This is a genomic window from Mycolicibacterium sp. 624, from assembly GCF_040548615.1.
Classification (GTDB): Bacteria; Actinomycetota; Actinomycetes; order Mycobacteriales; family Mycobacteriaceae; genus Mycobacterium.
Map to the genome: position 1 here is coordinate 715,688 of NZ_JBEPRZ010000002.1, position 19,057 is coordinate 734,744.

Consider the following 19,057-nt stretch of genomic DNA (forward strand, 5'->3'; position numbering starts at 1 on the left):
CAACCAGCAGGGCATCGAACAGGTGTCGAAATCATTTGCTAAAGCAAAGAAAAACAACTACCGGTTTCAAATACTTCCAGCTTTAGCGGCGCTTGCGGGACCGCAGATAGTCGCTGACGACAGCGGCGCCAAGGCCGTCGAGTTCGGGCACCACGACACGGCCCTCGACGCGACGCGCCACCTGGTCGATGAACCGCGCAAGACCCGGGTCGCTGCCCAGCCGGAAGATGGTCACCTGCGCGCCCAGCCTGGCCACCTCATCGAATCCGCGCACGGTGTGCGCGATGGTCCGGGGGTGCGGCGGGTAGTCGAAGTACACCGATGCTCCCTCGCCGTCACCGAAGTCCTCGAGGTGCGCGGTGGGCTCACCGTCGGTGACCACCAGGATGGTCGGCTGTGCGTTCGGGTGCCGACGAAGATGCCGGGCCGCCAGGGCCAGCGCGTGATGCAGATTGGTGCCCTGCTCGTAGACGCCCTCCAGCCCCGTGAGTTCGGCGGCGGTGACCGTGCGGGCGTAGCGGCCAAACGCGATGATCTGCAGCTCGTCCGACCGGAACCGGGTGCTGATGAGGTGGTTGAGCGCCAGCGCCGTTCGCTTCATGGGCAACCAGCGATTCTCCATCACCATGGAGAACGAGGTGTCCACCAGCAGCGCCACCGCGGCTTGCGTGCGGGTCTCGGTCTCGGAGACCTCGACGTCCTCGACCGTGATCTTCAGCGGGCGTTCCGCGACCCCCGTGCCTGCCTGCCTGAGCACGGCATTGGTCAGCGTGCGGGTGACGTTCCACGGCTCGGTGTCGCCGAACTGCCAGGGCCTCGTCGAGCCGGTCAACTCGCCAGCCGCACCCGCACGTCGGGTGTCGCGCTCACCGTGTCTTCCCGAAAGACGTTGCGCCACATCACGCAGCGCGGCCTGTCCGAGCTGACGCATGGCCTTGGGCGACAGCCGCCACTGACCGTCGGAGCCGCGGTCCATGAGCCCCTGGTTCATCAGGGCGCGTTCGAGTTCGGCCAATGCACGCGCGTCGACGGCCGCGTCGTCGCCGAGTTGGCGGGCCAGCATGTCGAGGTCGATGTCGTCCATCTGGGCGCCTGCGTAGCTCTGCGACAGCTGCTCGGACAGCTGCTCCAGTTCGGCGATGTCGGCCATCGCCTGCGCACCCTCACCCATGCCCATCGGATCGTCCCCGGAGAAGCGCTGCGAGCCGTCCCAGTCCTCCCCTGGCCTGGCGGCCTGCAGGTGCGAGTCCAGGCGGTTGAGCGCGTTCATCAATGATGGCGAGCCGAATGCCTGCTGCGCCAACGCATCCAACTCGGCGCGTTGCTGCGCCGACAGGCTGTTGCGGAACCGCTGCGCGGCGGCCGATCGACTGGCCAACGTGTCGAGGAGCTCGTCGATGTCCTTCGGGTTCTCCGGAAAGAACTCGCCGTGCTTGTTCATGAAGTCCTGGAAGTCCTCGGGTGAATCCTCACCTCGAGAATGCTTGTCCAGCAGATCATTCAGGTCATCGAGCATATCGTTGACGCGCTGCCGGTCCTCGTCGGTGGCATTCTCCAAGGCGTCCTTCATGCCGGCGAAGCGCTGGTCGAGCATCTCGCGGCCCATCAGGTCCTTGATCTGCTCGTACTTCGCGCGCGCCTCCTCGCTGCGCCAGTCGTACTCCGAGAGTTCCTGAACCGCCTTGGCCGGCGACGGCGACAGCGACTCCATCTGCAGTTCGCCGAAACGGGCGTCGTCGTCCAGGGCGCGCGCCAGCTCCTTGCGCTCGGCCAGCACGGCCTCATCCAGAAGCTTCTTGATCTCTTGCAGGGTTCCGTCGAGGTTGTTCTCCCGCAACAACTCCCGGCGCTTGCGATTGGCCTCGGCGGCCAGCCGGTCCGCACCCCGCATGTTCTGAGTGCCGCGGCGCATCAGTTCCTGCAGTGCCCGCCGCGGCGAGCTGCCCTCCATGACGTCCTGGCCGATCTGTTCCAGTGCCTCGCGAAGATCGACCGGAGGCGCAAGCGGATCCGGTCCGCCGGTGTACCGCGTGTACCGCGAGGTGTGTTTAGCCATAGACGGTTTCGCCCTCACCGGACACCTTGTCGATTCGCTTGGCCAGGTACAGCGCCTCGAGCGCGAGTTCCAGCGCAGAGGCCCGTTCACCGTCGTTCTGGGCGCCCAGTCGGGTGGCGATCTCGTCGACCACCGGCAGGTCCGGCACCGCGGCGAGGACGTCCTTGGCCGACACACGCTCGCCGGTGGTGACGGGTGCGCCGTCCTCCACCGCTGCCACCAGCGGTCCGACGTCCAGCCCACCGAGCAGACGCTGCGCGGTGTCGGCGGTTGCGCGGCGCAGCAGGTGCTCCAGCACCGCCTGCTCGCGCCCCTCCTCACCGGACTCGAACTCCAGCTTGCCGCGCAGCACGTCGATCACGGTGCCCAGATCCACTACGCGCGCAACCGGATCCTGCTCACCGAGGATCGTCGAGCGGTGCCGGGCCGCGGCGGCCACGGTCTCCGCGGCCGCGATCGCGAAGCGCGCCGACACACCCGAGCGCTGGTCGATCGACTGCGACTCGCGCAACCCGCGGGCGAACCGCGCCAGCACCGCCAGCAGGTAGGCCGGCACCGCGGCGGCGAGCTTGGCCTCCTGGTTGATGACGCCGACCTCGGCATCGAGCTCGAGTGGGTAGTGCGTGCGGATCTCCGCACCAAACCGATCCTTGAGCGGGGTGATGATGCGCCCACGGTTGGTGTAGTCCTCGGGGTTGGCGCTGGCGACGACGAGCACGTCAAGCGGGAGCCGCAGCGTGTAGCCGCGGACCTGGATATCGCGTTCCTCCATCACGTTGAGCATCGACACCTGGATACGCTCGGCGAGGTCGGGCAGTTCATTGATGGCGACGATGCCGCGGTGCGCCCTTGGAATCAGGCCGAACGCAATGGTCTCCGGATCGCCGAGGCTGCGGCCCTCGGCGACTTTGATGGGGTCGATATCGCCCACCAGATCGGCAACGCTGGTGTCGGGGGTCGCGAGCTTCTCGGTGTACCGCTCGCTGCGGTGGCGCCACGTGATGGGCAGATCGTCACCGGAGGTGGCCGCGCGCCGGATCGACTCCGGGGTGATCGGCGTGAAGGGGTGCTCGCCGAGTTCGGAACCCTCGATCACGGGCGTCCACTCGTCGAGCAGTCCGGTGAGTGCCCGCAGCAGGCGAGTCTTTCCCTGCCCGCGCTCGCCCAGCAGAACGATGTCGTGCTCGGCGATCAGTGCCCGCTCCAGCTGCGGCAGAACGGTGTCCTCGAAGCCCAGGATGCCGGGCCACACGTCGCGACCCTCGGCCAGCGCGGCGAGCAGATTCTCCCGGATCTCCTCCTTGACTCCCCGTTCGACGTGGCCCGAGGCACGCAGTTCACCGACAGTACGGGGCAGATCGTTAGGTGATGTCACCACTCCACGCTACGACTGCTCGGCGACAGCGGCACCGCTTCCCCCTGAGAGCGAACACCGCCGCCGTGTCGCGGCACAGCCTCGGAGGCACTCCGCAAATCTCGAAGCGATCCAGGTCGCCGATTGTCGATAGTTTGCTGAAACTTCACACCTTCGCGCATCAGCGCACTCGTATCGTCAACTCTGACGAAGCTTGCAATCGCGAATACCTTCTACACAACGCATTATTGAGTACGCAAGTAGCCAGCTGTCAGTTCAAGCCACCGCCCGTCAACGATCTTCGCTATAGGTGTGCGGGCGGCGTATTTTGGGTATCAGGAAGGGCCAGGGGGGCAATTCCATAGACCATCCAGCCAAGGCGCTGGGGCACGCACGAAGGGGACGAGATGACTGGCAAGTTCAGGAGGACCTCGCGGCGGCTGCTAGTGGCACTCGGTGGTCTAGCGGCAACCGGCGCGCTGGTGTTCGGCGCACCAGCGGGAATGGCGAGCGCGGCGCCAGGCGACAACGAGCCAAACCCGAGCTGCTTCGGCATTCCGGAGTGCACCATCCCCGGGTTCGGATTCATCGAGCCGAACGGCAGGGGCGGCGGCGGCTACGCGAACGGCACCGCGGGCGGCGCCTTCTCGCGAGGCGAGGCAGGCGGCGGATACGCGACAGGAAAGGCCGGCGGCGCGTTCTCGCGGGGTGAGGGCGGCGGCGCCTTCTTGCGGGGCATGGCCGGCGGTGCCTGGAGTCACATGGGCTAGCGGCAGCGCAGCCACGCTCGCCTAGTCGCGAGCTGTGAGGAGATCAGTGCGCGAAGTGCCGCGCGCCGGTCAGATACAGCGATATGCCCGCCTTGGCCGCGGCCTCGGTGACGACGTCGTCGCGCATTGACCCACCCGGGTGCACGATCGCCTTCACGCCCGCGGCGGTGAGGGTCTCCAGACCATCGGGGAACGGGAAGAAGGCGTCTGAGGCCGCGACGCCACCCGCCACCCGATCGCCGCCCCGCTCGACGGCCAGTCGGGCCGCGTCGACCCGGTTGACCTGACCCATGCCGACACCGACCGTCGCACCGTTCGATGCGACGACGATCGCGTTGGACTTCACCGCGCGGCAGGCACGCCAGGCGAAGACCAGGTCCGCCAGCGTCGCCGGGTCGGCGGGCTCGCCGGTGGCCAACGTCCAGTTGGCCGGGTCGTCGCCCGCCGCGTCGAGCGCATCCCGCTGCTGCACCAGCAGGCCACCGCTGACCTGACGGAACTCGGTCCCGGCCGCCTGCGGCTCAGAGGCGACAAGAACGCGAATGTTCTTCTTGCGGGCCAGAATCTCGACCGCTCCGTCCTCGTAGGCCGGCGCGATGATCACCTCGGTGAAGATATCGGCCACCGTCTCGGCCATCTCGACGCTGACCGCGGTGTTAGAGGCGATCACGCCGCCGAAGGCGCTGAGCGGATCGCATTCGTGGGCCTTGCGGTGCGCATCGGCGACCGACACCGAGGACACCGCGATGCCACACGGATTGGCGTGCTTGATGATCGCCACGCAGATGTCCTCGTGGTCGAACGCGGCCCGCCACGCTGCGTCAGCGTCGGTGTAGTTGTTGTAGGACATCTCCTTGCCGTGCAACTGCTCGGCCTGCGCCAGTCCCGGCCAGCCGGCGTCGTCGACGTACAGCGCGGCCTGCTGGTGGGGATTCTCGCCGTAGCGCAGCACCGCGGTGCGGCGCCAGGTGCCGGCGTACCACTGCGGCAACGTGCCAGGCACCTCGACGTTCTCCGGCGCCAGCGTCGACCCCATCCAGCTCGCGACCGCCACGTCGTACTCTGCGGTGTGCCGGAAAGCCAACGACGCCAGGCGCTTCCGCTCACCGAGTGTGAATCCACCGGAGCGCACCGCCGCGAGAACACCGTCGTAGCCGATGGGTTCCACAACCACGGCGACGCTCGGGTGATTCTTGGCCGCGGCGCGCACCATCGACGGCCCACCGATGTCGATCTGCTCGACGCACTCGTCCTCGGCGGCACCGGAGGCGACGGTCTCGCTGAATGGGTACAGGTTCACCACGACGAGTTCGAAGGCCTCAACCCCGAGCTCGGCCAGCGCCGCGAGATGCTCGGGCTTGCGGGTGTCGGCGAGCAATCCGGCGTGCACGCGGGGATGCAGCGTCTTGACTCGGCCGTCGAGCACCTCGGGGAAACCGGTGACCTCCTCGACCGGCGTCACCGGGACACCGCTGGCCGCAATCGTTTTCGCGGTCGATCCGGTCGACACGATCGCCACACCAGCGTCGTGCAGACCGCGTGCCAGCTCGGGCAGACCCGTCTTGTCGTAGACACTGATCAGTGCCCGCCGGATCGGGCGCCGGCCCTCGTTCGCGTCAGTCATCCCAAGGCCGCCTTTCGTCCCGTCCAGATCACGCCGCGTGTTGCCATCGCCGCGAGTACTTCCACCAACAACCGTCGTTCGACGACCTTGATCCGCTCATGCAGACTGGCCTCGTCGTCACCGTCAAGAACCGGCACCGCCTCCTGCGCCAGGATCGGGCCGGTGTCCACACCCGCGTCGACCAGGTGCACGCTGCAGCCAGTCACCCTGACACCGTAGGCCAGGGCGTCGGGCACCGCGTGCGCGCCGGGAAAGGCTGGCAGCAGCGCGGGATGCGTGTTGACGACGCGGCCGCTGAACCGCGAAAGAAACTCCGGCCCAAGAATCTTCATGAACCCCGCTGACACCACCAGGTCCGGCTGGTGCTCCGCGGTGGCCGCTGTGATCGCCGCGTCCCAGCTGGCACGGTCTGGGTGATCGCCGAGCCGGACGGTGTAGCCGGGTATCGACGCTGCGGCGGCGATCTCCAACGCGCGACAGTCCCGGTCGGTACCCACCGCGACCACGCGCCCCGGGTAGTCGTCCACGGTGGCGGCCAGCAGCGACTCGAGCAGCGATCCGGTTCCCGATGCCAGCACGACCAGGCGCGCGGGCGCGCTGGGGGGCACATGAAGCGGTGGCTGCACGCGATGCAGCCTAATCGGCCCCTCGCCGGTTCTCGTCGCTGGAGGTCCCCGGCCAGTCGATGGCCGCATCGTCGTCGGTGAAGAAGTGCGCCTCAGGGTCGTCGTCGAAGTCATCGGGCCGCGGCGCCCGGACTGCACGGGGCTCGGCGCGCGGATAGTCGGGCAGCGGGATCGGCGGGTGGCGGCGGGGTTCTGAGATCGGCTCCGCCTCGACCTGCGCGAACACCTCGAACTCCGGCTCGGCCTCGACCTGCGGGAACACCTCGGAGTCCGGCTCGAGGTCGACGTCGAAGACGGGTTCCAGCTCCGGCTCCAGCTCGGGGTCGAACTCAGAGTCGAACTCGGGCTCGGGCTCCAGATCACCATCTGCAGCGGGTGCCGCCGGCACAGGCGGGGCCGTCGCAGTGGCGACGGGCCTCGGCCGGCGCAGCTGCGAGATGCCGCCGGTCATCGCGACGGTCAGGCCGCCGATGGCGACAAACCACAACACGATCGCGGGCCCGAACGTCGCCTGGTCCACACCGACGTCGCCGAAGTTGCCCAGCCGGCCGCTGCCTGCGTATGCCAGAACCACCATCACCGCGGCCGCCATCAGCGATGCCACCACAAGCTTCGCGGCCGCCGTGGGCAGCGGCATCGGGCGTCGCGCGCACTGCTGACCGACCGCGACGGCCGATACCGCCGCGACGATCAGCAAAGCGACCCAGATCGGCCCAAGCGGGGGCGTCGGCGCGGCAGCCAGCACGGGCACCGCGGGGATGTCGCCGCCGAGCACCGTGAACGAACTGAACGTGGCCAGCCCGATGTGCGCGCTGGATCCGACGGCGACGGCAGCGGTGCCGATGATGACGTTCGGGATGTAGAGCACCGACAGGAGCATGAGGCTCAGCTGTCCGAACATCGAGTCGGTGATGGCGAACAGCTCGTGCATGGTGCCCCAGTGCACGACCAGCGACCCGGCCGCGATGACGCCGGACAGGCCGCACAACGCCAGCACCCCGGCGGCGGCTGCGCGGCTGGCATCAGGCAGCCAGTCGGGCACCCACGGCAGAACCGTGATGCGCCGCCCGACCCGCAACCCGACGCCGATCAGGGCGCCCGCGAGGTGGACGGCCAGCACACCGCCGAAGGCGCGCAACGCGCTCGGGGTCTGGAGTTCGACGAGAACCGACGACGCATCGTGAATGACCGCCAGCGCGATAGCGGTCATGAGCAGCGGGCCACCGATCGCCGAGGCGACCACCCACCGGATGACGAACCAGGACGAGCCCCGAGACACCGCGGCAGCCGTCGTACGCGCGGTCCCCCACACCATCGCGAGCAGCGGAAGCAGCGGCATGACGCCGAGTACCCGGCCACCGATCGAGACCGGCACCTGGTGCACGCCCAGCCACATGCTTGCGATGGCACCGAATGCGCCGGTCATATCGCTGTTCGCGATCAACAGCTGCAGCAACACCACAGCCGCGATGATCACCAGCGCGGTGACCGACGGCCCGAACGCGACCCTGAGAAGGTCGCGGGCCTGACGGGTGCCGACTGGCCGGTTGTCCACTAGACGGGTCTCTCCTCGCGCAGGCAGGTGCGCGCGCGGATCGGGTGCGCGCCGCTAGAGACTACGACGGCGGAGGACTGGCTTGCTGCGAAGCCGGCTGCTGCGCCTGTTGTGTCGACTGCTGTGCCTGGTGTTGCGGAGCCTGCACCGTGCCCTGCGGTCCGGTGTCGGCCGAGCTGCCAGGAGGCTGCGGCTGGCCGTACGCCGGGAAACCGGTCGGAGGCGTCGGAGGTCCCGACTGATGCTGGCCGGGTTGGCCGGGCTGCTGCCCACTCTGCTGGCCGGGAGCCGGGAAACCACCGGTCGACGAGCCACCGGCGTAGCCGCCGTACTGCTGCGGGTAGCCGGGGCGCTGCTGGGGCAGGGCCTGATGCTGGCCACCGTGCTGCGGGGCACCGTGCTGGCCACCCTGCTGCTGGCCACCCTGCTGGCCGTAGTACTGCGGCTGGTACTGGCCGTAGCCCTGATGCTGTTCATACCGCGGCTTGGGCTCCGGTGCGGCGATCACGCCCGCGTTCAGGAGAAGGTTCGCGATGGCGGCACCGGCCTGCAGGAACGAGAAGACGGCGACCACGTAGAGACCCCATCCGATGGTGACCTCGGCCGGCGCACTCAGAAGTTCAGCCACGATCACCAGGAAGGCCAGCACCGAGATGATGGCCACCCAGGCGTCCAGGGCCTTCTGTTTGGGGAGCAGTGCCACACCGGCGACCAGTCCGGCCAGCAGAGAGGCCACGACGGCCAGACCCAGCTCGGTGGTGCTGCCGCTCGCGGTGCCGAGCTGCGGGAAGTCGGAGTTGCTGATCGTGAACAAGGGGCCGAAGTTCGCCAGGTAGACGGCGATGCCGAAGACGGCTACGGCGATATTCAGGTACATGGGCAGCGAGCTGGGCTCCGAGGCTGCGGGTTCCGGGGCCCTGCCGAGCTGCTGGGTTGGCGCCGCGAACTGTGTCGTCGGCTGTGCGGACTGATATCCGGGGCTATTGGGCGGGTAGGTCATGACCTCTCCTGTACTTGCGATTCTTTGTCCACGCTAGCGCACGCCCCTGTCGTTGACCCGACGTCCAGCGCGTCACCTACCTCGAACGCGACGCCGAGCAAACACCGCCGATCAGGCGGTCACCAGCACCGGCTCGTCTCGCGAATTCGCCTCGGATGTCTCGATTTCACGGACCAACGGCAACACATTGGCGCCGAAGTACTCGATCTCCTCCTGAAAGTGCAGGAAGCCGCCGAGGATCAGATCGACGCCCCGCTTGCGGTAGGCCGCAATGCGCTCGGCCACCTGTTCTGGCGTGCCGATCAGCTGGGTACGGAACCCGTCGTTGTACTGAACGAGGTCCTCGAACGTGGAGTCGGCCCACATGCCCTTCTTATCGCCGGTCGAGTTGCCTGCCTGCTGCACGGCGCCGCGGAACCCCTCCACTGCGGGCCGGTTTGCCTTGTCGATGATCTCGCGCAGGACGTCCTTGGCTTCTCGTTCTGTGTCACGGGCGATGATGAAGCCGTTGAGCCCGAACTTGACCTCACGGCCGGCGTCACGGGCGTGGTCACGGACCTCGACGACCTGCTCGGTGATACCCGCAAAGTCCTTGCCGTTGGAGAAGTACCAGTCGGAGTAGCGGCCACCATTGCGGCGGGCCGCCGTTGAATTGCCGCCCTGAAAGATCTCCGGGTTGGGCCGTTGCGGTGTGTTGAGCGGCTTGGGCTTCAGCGTGAAGTCATGGATTCGGTAGAAGTCGCCACGGAAGTCCACGTCGTCCTCGGTCCAGATCTTGCGCAGCACCTGGAGGAATTCCGCGCTGCGCCGGTAGCGCTCGTCATGCTCGAGCCACGGCTCGCCGAGGTGTGTGAACTCGTCCTTGAACCAGCCGGACACGACGTTCACGGCGAACCGCCCATTGCTCAGGTGGTCGGCGGTGGCACCCAGCTTGGCCAGCACGGCGGGCTGCCAAAGGCCGGGGTGCACTGCTGCGATGACCTTGAGCCGTTGCGTGGCCAGCAGAAGCGCCAGGGAGAAGCTGGTCGACTCGTGCTGGTACTCGGCGCCGTAGCTGGCCTCGTAGCGGACCTGGCTCAGCGCGTACTCGAAGCCGTTGTCCTCCGCGGTCTGCGCCAGTTTCTTGTTGTAGTCGTAATTCCAGTCGGTGCGCTGTTCGATATCGCTGGTCACCAGTCCGCCGCTGACGTTGGGCACCCAGTAGGCGAACTTGACGTGGTCGGCGATGCGTTCGGTCGTCATACCTCGTCATCCCAGCGAGGGTGCGTAGTCCGGTCACGGGTATCGATCGACGTGAACCGAACGCCTCGATCCCCGGCACGCGAGCCACATTGTGTCCAGGTTCGGAGGCCACCGTGCGGCCTCACCTGGGCCCGGCCTTGCGCTCAGCGACTGAAACACGTTCTAATTCTGGTCATGGACTACGGGCTCGTTCTCTTCACCAGCGATCGCGGCATCACTCCGGCGGCTGCCGCCAAGCTCGCCGACGATCACAACTTCACGACGTTCTACGTGCCCGAGCACACCCACATCCCGATCAAGCGCCAGGCCGCGCACCCGACGACGGGTGACGAGACGCTGCCCGACGACCGCTACATGCGCACCCTGGATCCGTGGGTCAGCCTCGGCGGGGCCGCGGCGGTCACCTCGAAGGTGCGGTTGTCGACGGCGGTGGCGCTGCCGGTGGAGCACGACCCGATCACGCTGGCCAAGTCGATCGCCACACTCGACCACCTGTCCGGCGGCCGGGTCAGCCTCGGCGTCGGATTCGGTTGGAACACTGACGAACTCGCCGATCACAACGTGCCCCCGGGCCGGCGTCGCACCATGCTTCGCGAGTACATCGAGGCGATGCGGGCACTGTGGACTCAGGAAGAGGCCGAGTTCGACGGCGAGTTCGTGAAGTTCGGCCCGAGCTGGGCGTGGCCCAAGCCCGTGCAGTCGCACATCCCCGTCCTCGTCGGCGCAGCGGGTACCGAGAAGAACTTCAAGTGGATCGCCCGCTCGGCGGACGGCTGGATCACGACGCCCCGCGACTTCGACATCGACGCGCCGGTCAAGCTGCTGCAGGACACCTGGGCCGCCGCCGGCCGCGACGGCGCCCCGCAGATCGTGGCACTGGACTTCAAGCCCGACCCCGACAAGCTGGCGCGCTGGGCCGATCTCGGCGTCACCGAGGTGTTGTTCGGCCTGCCCGACAAACCCGATGCCGAGGTTGCCGCATATGTCGAGAGGCTCGCAGGCAAGCTCGCCGCGTTGGTCTGACCGCCTATCCCGCTAGGCCAGTGTCGCGCGGTTGCCGTGCTCGGTGTGCCACACGCTGATCGCCGCACCGAGCGGCTCGCCGTCTGACATCAGCGCGACCAGGTCCTCATCGTCGGTGGTGGCCATGAACCGCGTGCCGTCGGCGTCCAGCCGGCCGACGATGATGCCGGTCCGGATCGGCCAGTCATAGCGCACCGAGTAGGTCTCGATCGTCGCGGACCCGTCGGGCTCCTTGGTCACCTCGACCTTGGGCAGCGCAGCGATCTGCTCCTTGAGTTCCTCGCTGCGGTCGGTGCGCCATTCGACGGGATCGGTGGAGTAGATGCCGACCGAGTACTTGCTCATGATCCCGCCGTTGGCGCCGACGAGGCCGAATGCGCCTGGGCTGTCTCGCATCTGGTTGACCGTCTCGGCGATACCGTGCAGCGAGTAGCTGTTGCCCGGGCCGCCGAAGTAGGGCAGGCCCCCGGTGAGCGTCAACCCCCGCGGATCATCGGCGTCGAGCCCGAGCGCCTCACAGATGACGAAGACCGGGAACGGGAAGCAGCTGTACAGGTCGAACGTCGCGATGTCGTCGACGCCAATCCCGGCCACCCGCAACGCCTCCTGCGCCGCCAGCACCGTGGCGGGACCCGCGCCGAGATCGACGCGATCCAGCAGCGGCTGCTCAATCAGGTCGGCGTGCCCGTGCAGGTACACCCACTTGCCCTCGGGCACACCGAGTCTGCGGGCCGCTTCGACAGACATCATGACTGCCGCCGCACCCTGGTTCACCGTGTCACGCGCCACCAGCAGTCGCGGGTACGGATCGCAGATCATCCGGTTGTCGTCGGTGACGGTGACGATCTCATCCACCGAGCGTTCCACCGGCGATGACGAGAATGGGTTCTTGGCAGCAACTTTCGACATCGGGGCGAACAGCTCGGCCATCTGCTTGCGGTAGGCGTCCACGCCGAGCCCGAGGCGGGCGCGGCGGGCGTTGTCGAGCAGGCCGTACTGCACCGCCGCCCCTGTCAGACCGTGCTGCACCGTGTAATCGTCGATGTAGCTGTAGATCTGGTGGCCACGGTCTTCGAGTTGACCCTCGACGTGCTCGGTGAAGTCCGGCTTGTCGTCCCGATTGGCGAAGTAGCGCGCCGTCGACCCCGGCTCGGACCCGATGATCATCGTGACGTCGGCGGCGCCGGAGAAGATCGCGTTACCGGCCTCGGTGACGAGTTTCTGCGGGCTCTGCCCGCCGACCGGCTCGAGCACCACACGGGCCGGGTTGGCACCGAGGCGGTTCATCACCGACCGCGGGTAGTTGTTCGACTTGCCCAGGGTCGCCGGCATCGGGCCGGAGATCTCGAACTGGCGCAGCGCGAAGACGAGTTCGACGGCGTTGGCCACCTTGGCCGCCTCGACGCCGGTGTCCTCGATGGCAGCGCTTGCCGCGGCCGTCGCCAGCTCCACCGCCGACATTCCCCGGTAGCCCGGGTCGTCGATGCGCTCAGTGAACTGCCCGACGCCTACGAGGACGGGGGTACGTGGGTCGACCGGCATTACAGACCTCCTGGCAACTGTTAGTTCGTCACGCTAATCGACGGCACCTGCCGCTCCAAATGGAGGTCAGGCTGTTTCAACACCGCCGCCGGCGACCACCGTCGAGACGGTCCCCTTGACGGGAATGTCACTTAGTGACATCTTGGACTTGTCACTAAGTGACACGATGTGGAGGTGGTGTCCATCGACGAAGCGCACAACGAGAAGCAGGCCGAGGCACGGCTCGCCGTGTCGAGGCACGCAGCCGATCTGTTCTGGGAGCACGGCGTGTCAGCGACCAGCGGGGACGACATCGCCGCGGCCGCGGGGCTGTCGACACGAACGATCTGGCGCTACTTCAGGACCAAGGAGAGCTGTGTGGAGCCGGTGCTCGCGCAGTCGGCCGATCGGTTCATCGCGACATTGAATCGGTGGCCGCACGACCTGTCGCTCGCGGATCACCTCGCCGCGGACAGCATTTCCCACCCGCTCTCACCGGGCGACATCAAGGACGAGGTCCGGGGGTTGCGACTCGCCACCATGACGGCAGAGGAGCCCGCGCTGCGCACCGCCTACCTGATGGTCCATGACCGAATGGAGCGCGGCTTCATCCCCGTGATCGCCGAACGACTGCACCTGCCCGAGGACCACCTGACGGTCCGTCTCTGCGCTGCCGCGGTCACCGGAGCGTTCCGCGTCATCGACGAGGACGTCAGCCGAGCGGTCATCGTCGACGGGACGGTCGTGAGCCAGGCCGAGGCGTTGGCGCTCATCGACCGCGCCATTCGCGAGGCGACCAACGGCCGCCTCGGCGGGCCGGTGAATCCCTGACCAGACACACACCCACCACCGCCAACTGAATACAACTCACGAGCCCGCAACAGTCGGCCCGTCGAACGTGTTCGCCTTCAACCCGAGAGGACTTTCATGCCGCTACCCGAAATCATCAGTGTCGAGGAGCTCTTCAGCCCACCTGTGCAGACGGGCGCGACGATCTCACCGGATGGCACCAGGATCGCCTACCTGGCGCCATGGCGGAACCGCCTCAACATCTGGATACAGAACCTCGACACCGATGAGGCCCCACGGTGCGTGACCGCTGATGAGACCCGCAGCGTCTACATCTATCACTGGACCGACGACCCGCGATGGATGCTCTACATGCAGGACAACGGCGGTGACGAGAACTGGCACGTGTACCGCGTCGATCTGGACGATCCGGATGCCGCTGCGGTGGACCTGACTCCGTTTCCGGGTGCAAGGGCGAGTTTCGACCTGCCCAAGGGTCTGCCCGGAAAGGCGATAGTGCAGATCAACAACCGCAACCCCGAACTGCTCGACGCCTACGAACTCGACATCGCCACAGGCGAACTCACGCTGATCGCACAGAACCCCGGCACCGTCGTGGGCTGGCTCACCGCCCCCAATGGTGATCTGTTCACCAATACGCTGACCGCCGAAGGCGATGTCGAGATATCCCAGTGGGACTCCGCCACAGCGACATTGCGCCCGGTCAAGGTCTATCAGGGCGCCGACTACCCGCTGGGCATCTTCCCGGTCGTCATAACCCCGGACGGCACCGGCATCTGGCTCGGATCGAATGAGGGCACCGATCGGACCCGGCTGGTCCGGGTGGATGTGGCCACCGGCGCAGAGACCGAGGTGGACAGCCACCCGACGTTCGATCTCGCGGCGCAGATGGTCCTCCCGAACCCGTTCATCCTCAGCGAGAGGACCGGCGAACTGATCGGCGCCCGCTACTACGGGGAACGTCAGGTGATCCATGCACTTGACCCGAATTTCGCTGCCGTACTGGACAAGCTGACGGGGCTTTCGGACGGCGACCTCGCCGCGCTGTCCTCCGACGAATCCGAGCGGCGCTGGGTGGTCAACTTCACCCACGACCGCGATCCGTATGCCACCTATCTCTACGACCACTCGACAGGCGAGAGCCGACTGCTGTTCCGGCCGTATCCTCACCTGGATCCAGAGGCGCTGGCCCCAATGGCGCCCGCCACCATCACCTCACGCGACGGGCTTGACCTTCACGCGTACCTGACGCTGCCGATCGGGGTCGAACCGGTCAATCTGCCGCTGGTTCTTCTGGTGCACGGCGGTCCATGGGCGCGTGACTGCTGGGGCTTCCAACCCGATGTGCAGATGCTCGCCAATCGCGGTTACGCGGTGCTACAGGTCAACTTCCGCGGATCGACCGGCTACGGCAAGGCCTTCGTCAAGGCGGCCATCGGTGAGTTCGCTGGCAAGATGCACGACGACCTGATCGACGCCGTCGACTGGGCCGTCAAGCAGGGCTACGCCGACCGCGACAAGGTGGCGATCTTCGGCGGCTCCTACGGCGGTTACGCGTCGCTGGTCGGCGTGACCTTCACACCCGATGTGTTCGCCGCCGCCATCGACTACGTCGGCATCTCCAGTCTGGCCAACTTCATGCGCACGCTGCCGAATGTGGCCCGCCCGTTCCTGGCCAACAACTGGCACCTCTACGTGGGCAATCCCAACGACCCCGCGCAGGAGGCCGACATGCTGGCCCGCTCACCGATCACCCGCGTGGATCAGATCCGCACGCCACTCCTGGTGGTCCAGGGAGCCAACGACTCCCGCGTCGTGCAGGCCGAATCGGACAACCTCGTGGCGGCACTGCGCGCCCGCGGGGTCGAGGTCGAGTACATGGTCAAGGAGGACGAGGGGCACGGATTCCTCAACCCGGACAACCAGATTGACCTGTACCACGCCGTCGAGCGATTCCTCGCTCAGCACCTGGGCGGACGCATCTAACTGCCGAGCAGACACAAAACTGCCCCTTTCCGAGCGGAAAGGGGCAGTTTTGTGTCTGCTCGCGGGAGAACTCGCGGGTGCTGCTTACAGGCTCTCGAGGATCTCGCGCGCCTTGGCGGCGGTCTCGGACGGCGTCTTGCCGACCTTGACGCCCGCGGCCTCCAGGGCTTCCTGCTTGCCCGCGGCGGTGCCCGCACCGTCGGAGACGATGGCGCCGGCGTGGCCCATGGTCTTGCCCTCCGGAGCGGTGAAGCCCGCGACGTAGCCGACGACCGGCTTGGTGACGTTGGCCTTGATGTAGTCGGCGGCCTTCTCCTCGGCGTCGCCGCCGATCTCGCCGATCATCACGATGACCTTGGTCTCGGGATCCTTCTCGAACGCCGCGATGGCGTCGATGTGGGTGGTGCCGATGACCGGGTCGCCGCCGATGCCGATGGCGGTGGAGAAGCCGAGATCGCGCAGCTCGTACATCATCTGGTAGGTCAGCGTGCCCGACTTCGACACCAGACCGATCGGGCCCTTGCCGGTGATGTTGTTGGGCGTGATGCCGACCAGCGACTCACCGGGCGTGATGATGCCGGGGCAGTTGGGCCCGATGATGCGGGTCTTCTCGCCCTTGTCGACGTTGTAGGCCCACGCATAGGCGCTGTCCTGCACCGGGATTCCCTCGGTGATGACGACCAGCAGCGGGATCTCGGCGTCGATGGCCTCGATGATCGCGTCCTTGGAGAACGCCGGCGGCACGAAGGCGATCGACACGTCGGCGCCGGTCTCCTTCATCGCCTCGGCGACGCTGCCGAACACCGGCAGCTCAATGTCGTTGCCGTCCTTGTCCTTGTGGGACACCTTGGTGCCGGCCTTGCGGGCGTTCACGCCGCCGACGACCTGGGTGCCTGCCTTGAGCATCAGCGCGGTGTGCTTGGTGCCCTCGCCGCCGGTGATGCCCTGGACGATGACCTTGCTGTCCTTGTTCAGGAAGATAGACATGTGTTGTTGGCTCCCTTTACTTGTTGGCCAGCTCGGCGGCCTTGTCGGCGCCGGCGTCCATGGTCTCGGCCTGGATGACCAGGGGGTGGTTGGCCTCGGCCAGGATGCGGCGGCCCTCTTCGACGTTGTTGCCGTCGAGACGCACGACCAGCGGCTTGTTCGCCTCGTCGCCCAGCGTCTTCAGCGCGCCGACGATGCCGTTGGCCACCGCGTCACACGCGGTGATGCCGCCGAACACGTTGACGAACACGCTCTTGACCTGGCTGTCATTCAGGATGACGTCGAGACCCGCGGCCATCACCTCGGCCGAGGCGCCGCCACCGATGTCGAGGAAGTTGGCGGGCTTGACCCCACCGTGGCGCTCACCGGCGTAGGCGACGACGTCGAGGGTCGACATGACCAGACCCGCACCGTTGCCGATGATGCCGACCTCACCGTCGAGCTTGACGTAGTTGAGGTCGTTCTCCTTGGCCTTGAGCTCGAGGGGATCCGTGGCGTCCCTGTCCTCGAACTCCTCGTGGCCGGGCTGACGGAAGTCGGCGTTGGCGTCGAGGGTGACCTTGCCGTCCAGGGCCAGGATCTGATCGTCGGGCGTGCGCACCAGCGGGTTGACCTCAACCAGGGTGGCGTCCTCACCGACGAAGACCTCCCACAGCTTCTGGATGGTCACCGCTGCGGCGTCGAGCACCTCGGCGGGCAGGTGGCCCTGCTCGGCGATCGAACGTGCGGTGGCCAGGTCGACACCCTTGACGGCGTCAACGGGGACCTTGGCGAGCCGCTCAGGCTTGGTGGCTGCGACCTCTTCGATCTCCATGCCGCCCTCGACCGAGCACATGGCCAGGTAGGTGCGGTTGGAGCGGTCGAGCAGGAAGGAGATGTAGTACTCCTCGGCGATGTCACTGGCCTCGGCGACAAGAAGCTTCTTGACGACGTGGCCCTTGATGTCGAGGCCGAGAATGTTCTGCGCGTGTGTGAACGCATCGTCTGGGGTGGCCGCGTACTTCACACCGCCGGCCTTGCCGCGTCCACCAACCTTGACCTGTGCCTTGACCATGACAGGCTTGCCGATTTCGGTGGCGATCGCCTTGGCGTCCTCGGCGGTGGTCGTCACCCGGCCGGGCGTGGTCGGTACGTTGTGCTTGGCGAACAGTTCCTTCGCCTGATATTCGAAGAGATCCATTGGCTCACTGCCTTGTCTGCGTTGACGATTGTGTTGAATAGGAAGGTCTGGCCCGATTTGGCTCGGAGGGAACTTTATCCACACGCACCGGCGGCTCCGGCATCCCGCACCATTCATGTGGCCGATCTCACCGAGGCCCTGAAGTGATACAACTCACAATCCGAGCCGGAATCAATGCATGGGTTGCCACCAACATTGGATTTTGGTTAACGTGCCTGGGGTCTAGATAACGGTATGGTTACGGCACAAAGGACTTTTAGGTTGGCTGAGCACAGTTCGTCCAGATCTCCGCAAGGGGGCAAGACGAGCGCCTTCGACGCCGCCATCACCGACATCATTCCGTTCAACGAGTTCGGCGACCTCGCCGATCTGGGCGATGACCTCACCTTCTCCAACAGCTCAGCGTTCGATCGCGAGTCCCGCGTCATCCACGCACCCGAGCTCGACGACATGCACGACACCGACGATCTCGTCCCACTGCGGCTCGTCGTGCCGAACGAGTTCCGCCCCGCACCCGGTAGCGAGCGCCGCGCATCACGCGCCTACCGCGAGAGCAACACCGACACCAGCGATGGCAGCGCACCGACCGACATCATCGACATGTCGTCGCGCCGCGGCCAGCACCGCAAGCTCGACGGCGGCGCCGTCAAGGGCCGTCTTGTAGCCGCTGCGATGGCCGCAGGCGCCACCGCGGCAGCCGCGTACTCGATGGTCAACGCCACGGACCCCGATCCGTCGGAGAACATGCTCGCCGCCGGCCAGGCCGCGTTTGTCGACGGCGGCACCATCACCGGTTCCGTCGACGGCATGCAGATCGTCACGGTCGCCCCGGCCGCCAGCGCCGCCCTGCACAGCGAGGAACTCGCCAACGGCGCCGCGTTCGCACAGGAGCGCGCCGAACGTGAGGCGCGTCTGGTCCGGCCGATGTTCGTCATGCCGACCAAGGGCGTGTGGACGTCGGGCTTCGGATATCGCTGGGGTGTGCTGCACGGCGGCATCGACATCGCCAACTCGATCGGCACCCCGATCCTGGCCGCCTCCGACGGCATCGTCATCGACTCCGGCCCCACGGCCGGCTACGGCGCCTGGGTGAAGCTGCGCCACTCCGACGGCACGGTCACGCTGTACGGCCACCTGAACACCTGGCTCGTCAGCAAGGGCGAACGGGTCATGGCAGGCGACCAGATCGCCACCATGGGCAACCGCGGCAACTCCACGGGTCCACACCTGCACTTCGAGGTTCTCGCGGGCGGCACCAACCGCATCGACCCGGTGCCGTGGCTCGCGCAACGTGGCCTGAGCACCGGTGGTTACGTAGGCTGA

Annotated in this window: 15 protein-coding genes; 5 read left to right on the forward strand and 10 right to left on the reverse strand. The window is 66.9% G+C overall.

All coding sequences use genetic code 11. The features are described 5' to 3' along the window. Positions 1 to 82 precede the first annotated feature (82 nt). Positions 83 to 2,056, reverse strand: a complete 1,974-nt coding sequence (locus ABIA65_RS10435; RefSeq protein ID WP_241403399.1) for a vWA domain-containing protein — start codon at positions 2,054 to 2,056, stop codon at positions 83 to 85. Continuing rightward, complete coding sequence (locus ABIA65_RS10440; protein WP_241403398.1) at positions 2,049 to 3,431, reverse strand: sigma 54-interacting transcriptional regulator; 1,383 nt, start codon at positions 3,429 to 3,431, stop codon at positions 2,049 to 2,051. The genes ABIA65_RS10435 and ABIA65_RS10440 overlap by 8 nt, the downstream gene beginning before the upstream one ends. A 386-nt stretch (positions 3,432 to 3,817) precedes the next feature. Here ABIA65_RS10440 and ABIA65_RS10445 point away from each other — a divergent pair, with 386 nt between their 5' ends. Continuing rightward, positions 3,818 to 4,180, forward strand: coding sequence for a hypothetical protein (locus tag ABIA65_RS10445; RefSeq protein WP_241403397.1), 363 nt, complete (start codon positions 3,818 to 3,820; stop codon positions 4,178 to 4,180). A 43-nt stretch (positions 4,181 to 4,223) separates the two neighbouring features. Here ABIA65_RS10445 and purH read toward each other — a convergent pair whose 3' ends face one another. The 5 genes from purH to sfnG all read right to left on the reverse strand — a co-directional run bounded on the left by purH (position 4,224) and on the right by sfnG (position 10,227). Further along, positions 4,224 to 5,804: a bifunctional phosphoribosylaminoimidazolecarboxamide formyltransferase/IMP cyclohydrolase gene (purH, locus tag ABIA65_RS10450; RefSeq protein ID WP_241403395.1), complete on the reverse strand. Its 1,581-nt coding sequence runs from the start codon at positions 5,802 to 5,804 to the stop codon at positions 4,224 to 4,226. Continuing rightward, positions 5,801 to 6,430, reverse strand: a complete 630-nt coding sequence (gene purN / locus ABIA65_RS10455; protein WP_241403393.1) for a phosphoribosylglycinamide formyltransferase — start codon at positions 6,428 to 6,430, stop codon at positions 5,801 to 5,803. The genes purH and purN overlap by 4 nt, the downstream gene beginning before the upstream one ends. A 10-nt stretch (positions 6,431 to 6,440) precedes the next feature. After that, positions 6,441 to 7,985, reverse strand: coding sequence for a cell division protein PerM (locus tag ABIA65_RS10460; RefSeq protein ID WP_354523459.1), 1,545 nt, complete (start codon positions 7,983 to 7,985; stop codon positions 6,441 to 6,443). Positions 7,986 to 8,046: 61 nt separating this feature from the next. After that, positions 8,047 to 8,985 carry a DUF5336 domain-containing protein gene (locus ABIA65_RS10465; RefSeq protein WP_241403390.1) on the reverse strand — a complete coding sequence of 313 codons (939 nt, stop codon included), beginning with the start codon at positions 8,983 to 8,985 and terminating at the stop codon, positions 8,047 to 8,049. A gap of 111 nt (positions 8,986 to 9,096) precedes the next feature. Further along, entirely contained in the window at positions 9,097 to 10,227 is a 1,131-nt protein-coding gene (gene sfnG / locus ABIA65_RS10470; protein WP_241403389.1) for a dimethylsulfone monooxygenase SfnG, read from the reverse strand. 174 nt (positions 10,228 to 10,401) lie between these two features. Between sfnG and ABIA65_RS10475 the strand changes: the two genes are divergently transcribed. Next, on the forward strand, positions 10,402 to 11,250 hold the full coding sequence (locus ABIA65_RS10475) for an LLM class F420-dependent oxidoreductase (RefSeq protein ID WP_241403386.1): 849 nt from the start codon (positions 10,402 to 10,404) through the stop codon (positions 11,248 to 11,250). Between the two features lie 12 nt (positions 11,251 to 11,262). On the opposite strand, the gene ABIA65_RS10480 is transcribed toward ABIA65_RS10475, so the two are convergent. Then, on the reverse strand, positions 11,263 to 12,792 hold the full coding sequence (locus ABIA65_RS10480; protein WP_354523460.1) for an acetyl-CoA acetyltransferase: 1,530 nt from the start codon (positions 12,790 to 12,792) through the stop codon (positions 11,263 to 11,265). A 177-nt stretch (positions 12,793 to 12,969) separates the two neighbouring features. On the opposite strand from ABIA65_RS10480, the gene ABIA65_RS10485 reads away from it, so the two are divergent. Then, on the forward strand, positions 12,970 to 13,602 hold the full coding sequence (locus ABIA65_RS10485; protein WP_354523461.1) for a TetR/AcrR family transcriptional regulator: 633 nt from the start codon (positions 12,970 to 12,972) through the stop codon (positions 13,600 to 13,602). 96 nt (positions 13,603 to 13,698) lie between these two features. Next, complete coding sequence (locus ABIA65_RS10490) at positions 13,699 to 15,567, forward strand: S9 family peptidase (protein ID WP_241403380.1); 1,869 nt, start codon at positions 13,699 to 13,701, stop codon at positions 15,565 to 15,567. 84 nt (positions 15,568 to 15,651) lie between these two features. Here ABIA65_RS10490 and sucD read toward each other — a convergent pair whose 3' ends face one another. Together sucD and sucC are read right to left on the reverse strand one after the other, a co-directional pair. After that, complete coding sequence (gene sucD, locus ABIA65_RS10495) at positions 15,652 to 16,554, reverse strand: succinate--CoA ligase subunit alpha (protein WP_241403379.1); 903 nt, start codon at positions 16,552 to 16,554, stop codon at positions 15,652 to 15,654. Between the two features lie 16 nt (positions 16,555 to 16,570). Next, entirely contained in the window at positions 16,571 to 17,734 is a 1,164-nt protein-coding gene (gene sucC, locus ABIA65_RS10500) for an ADP-forming succinate--CoA ligase subunit beta (protein ID WP_241403377.1), read from the reverse strand. Positions 17,735 to 17,995: 261 nt separating this feature from the next. Here sucC and ABIA65_RS10505 point away from each other — a divergent pair, with 261 nt between their 5' ends. Continuing rightward, complete coding sequence (locus tag ABIA65_RS10505; RefSeq protein WP_241403376.1) at positions 17,996 to 19,057, forward strand: M23 family metallopeptidase; 1,062 nt, start codon at positions 17,996 to 17,998, stop codon at positions 19,055 to 19,057.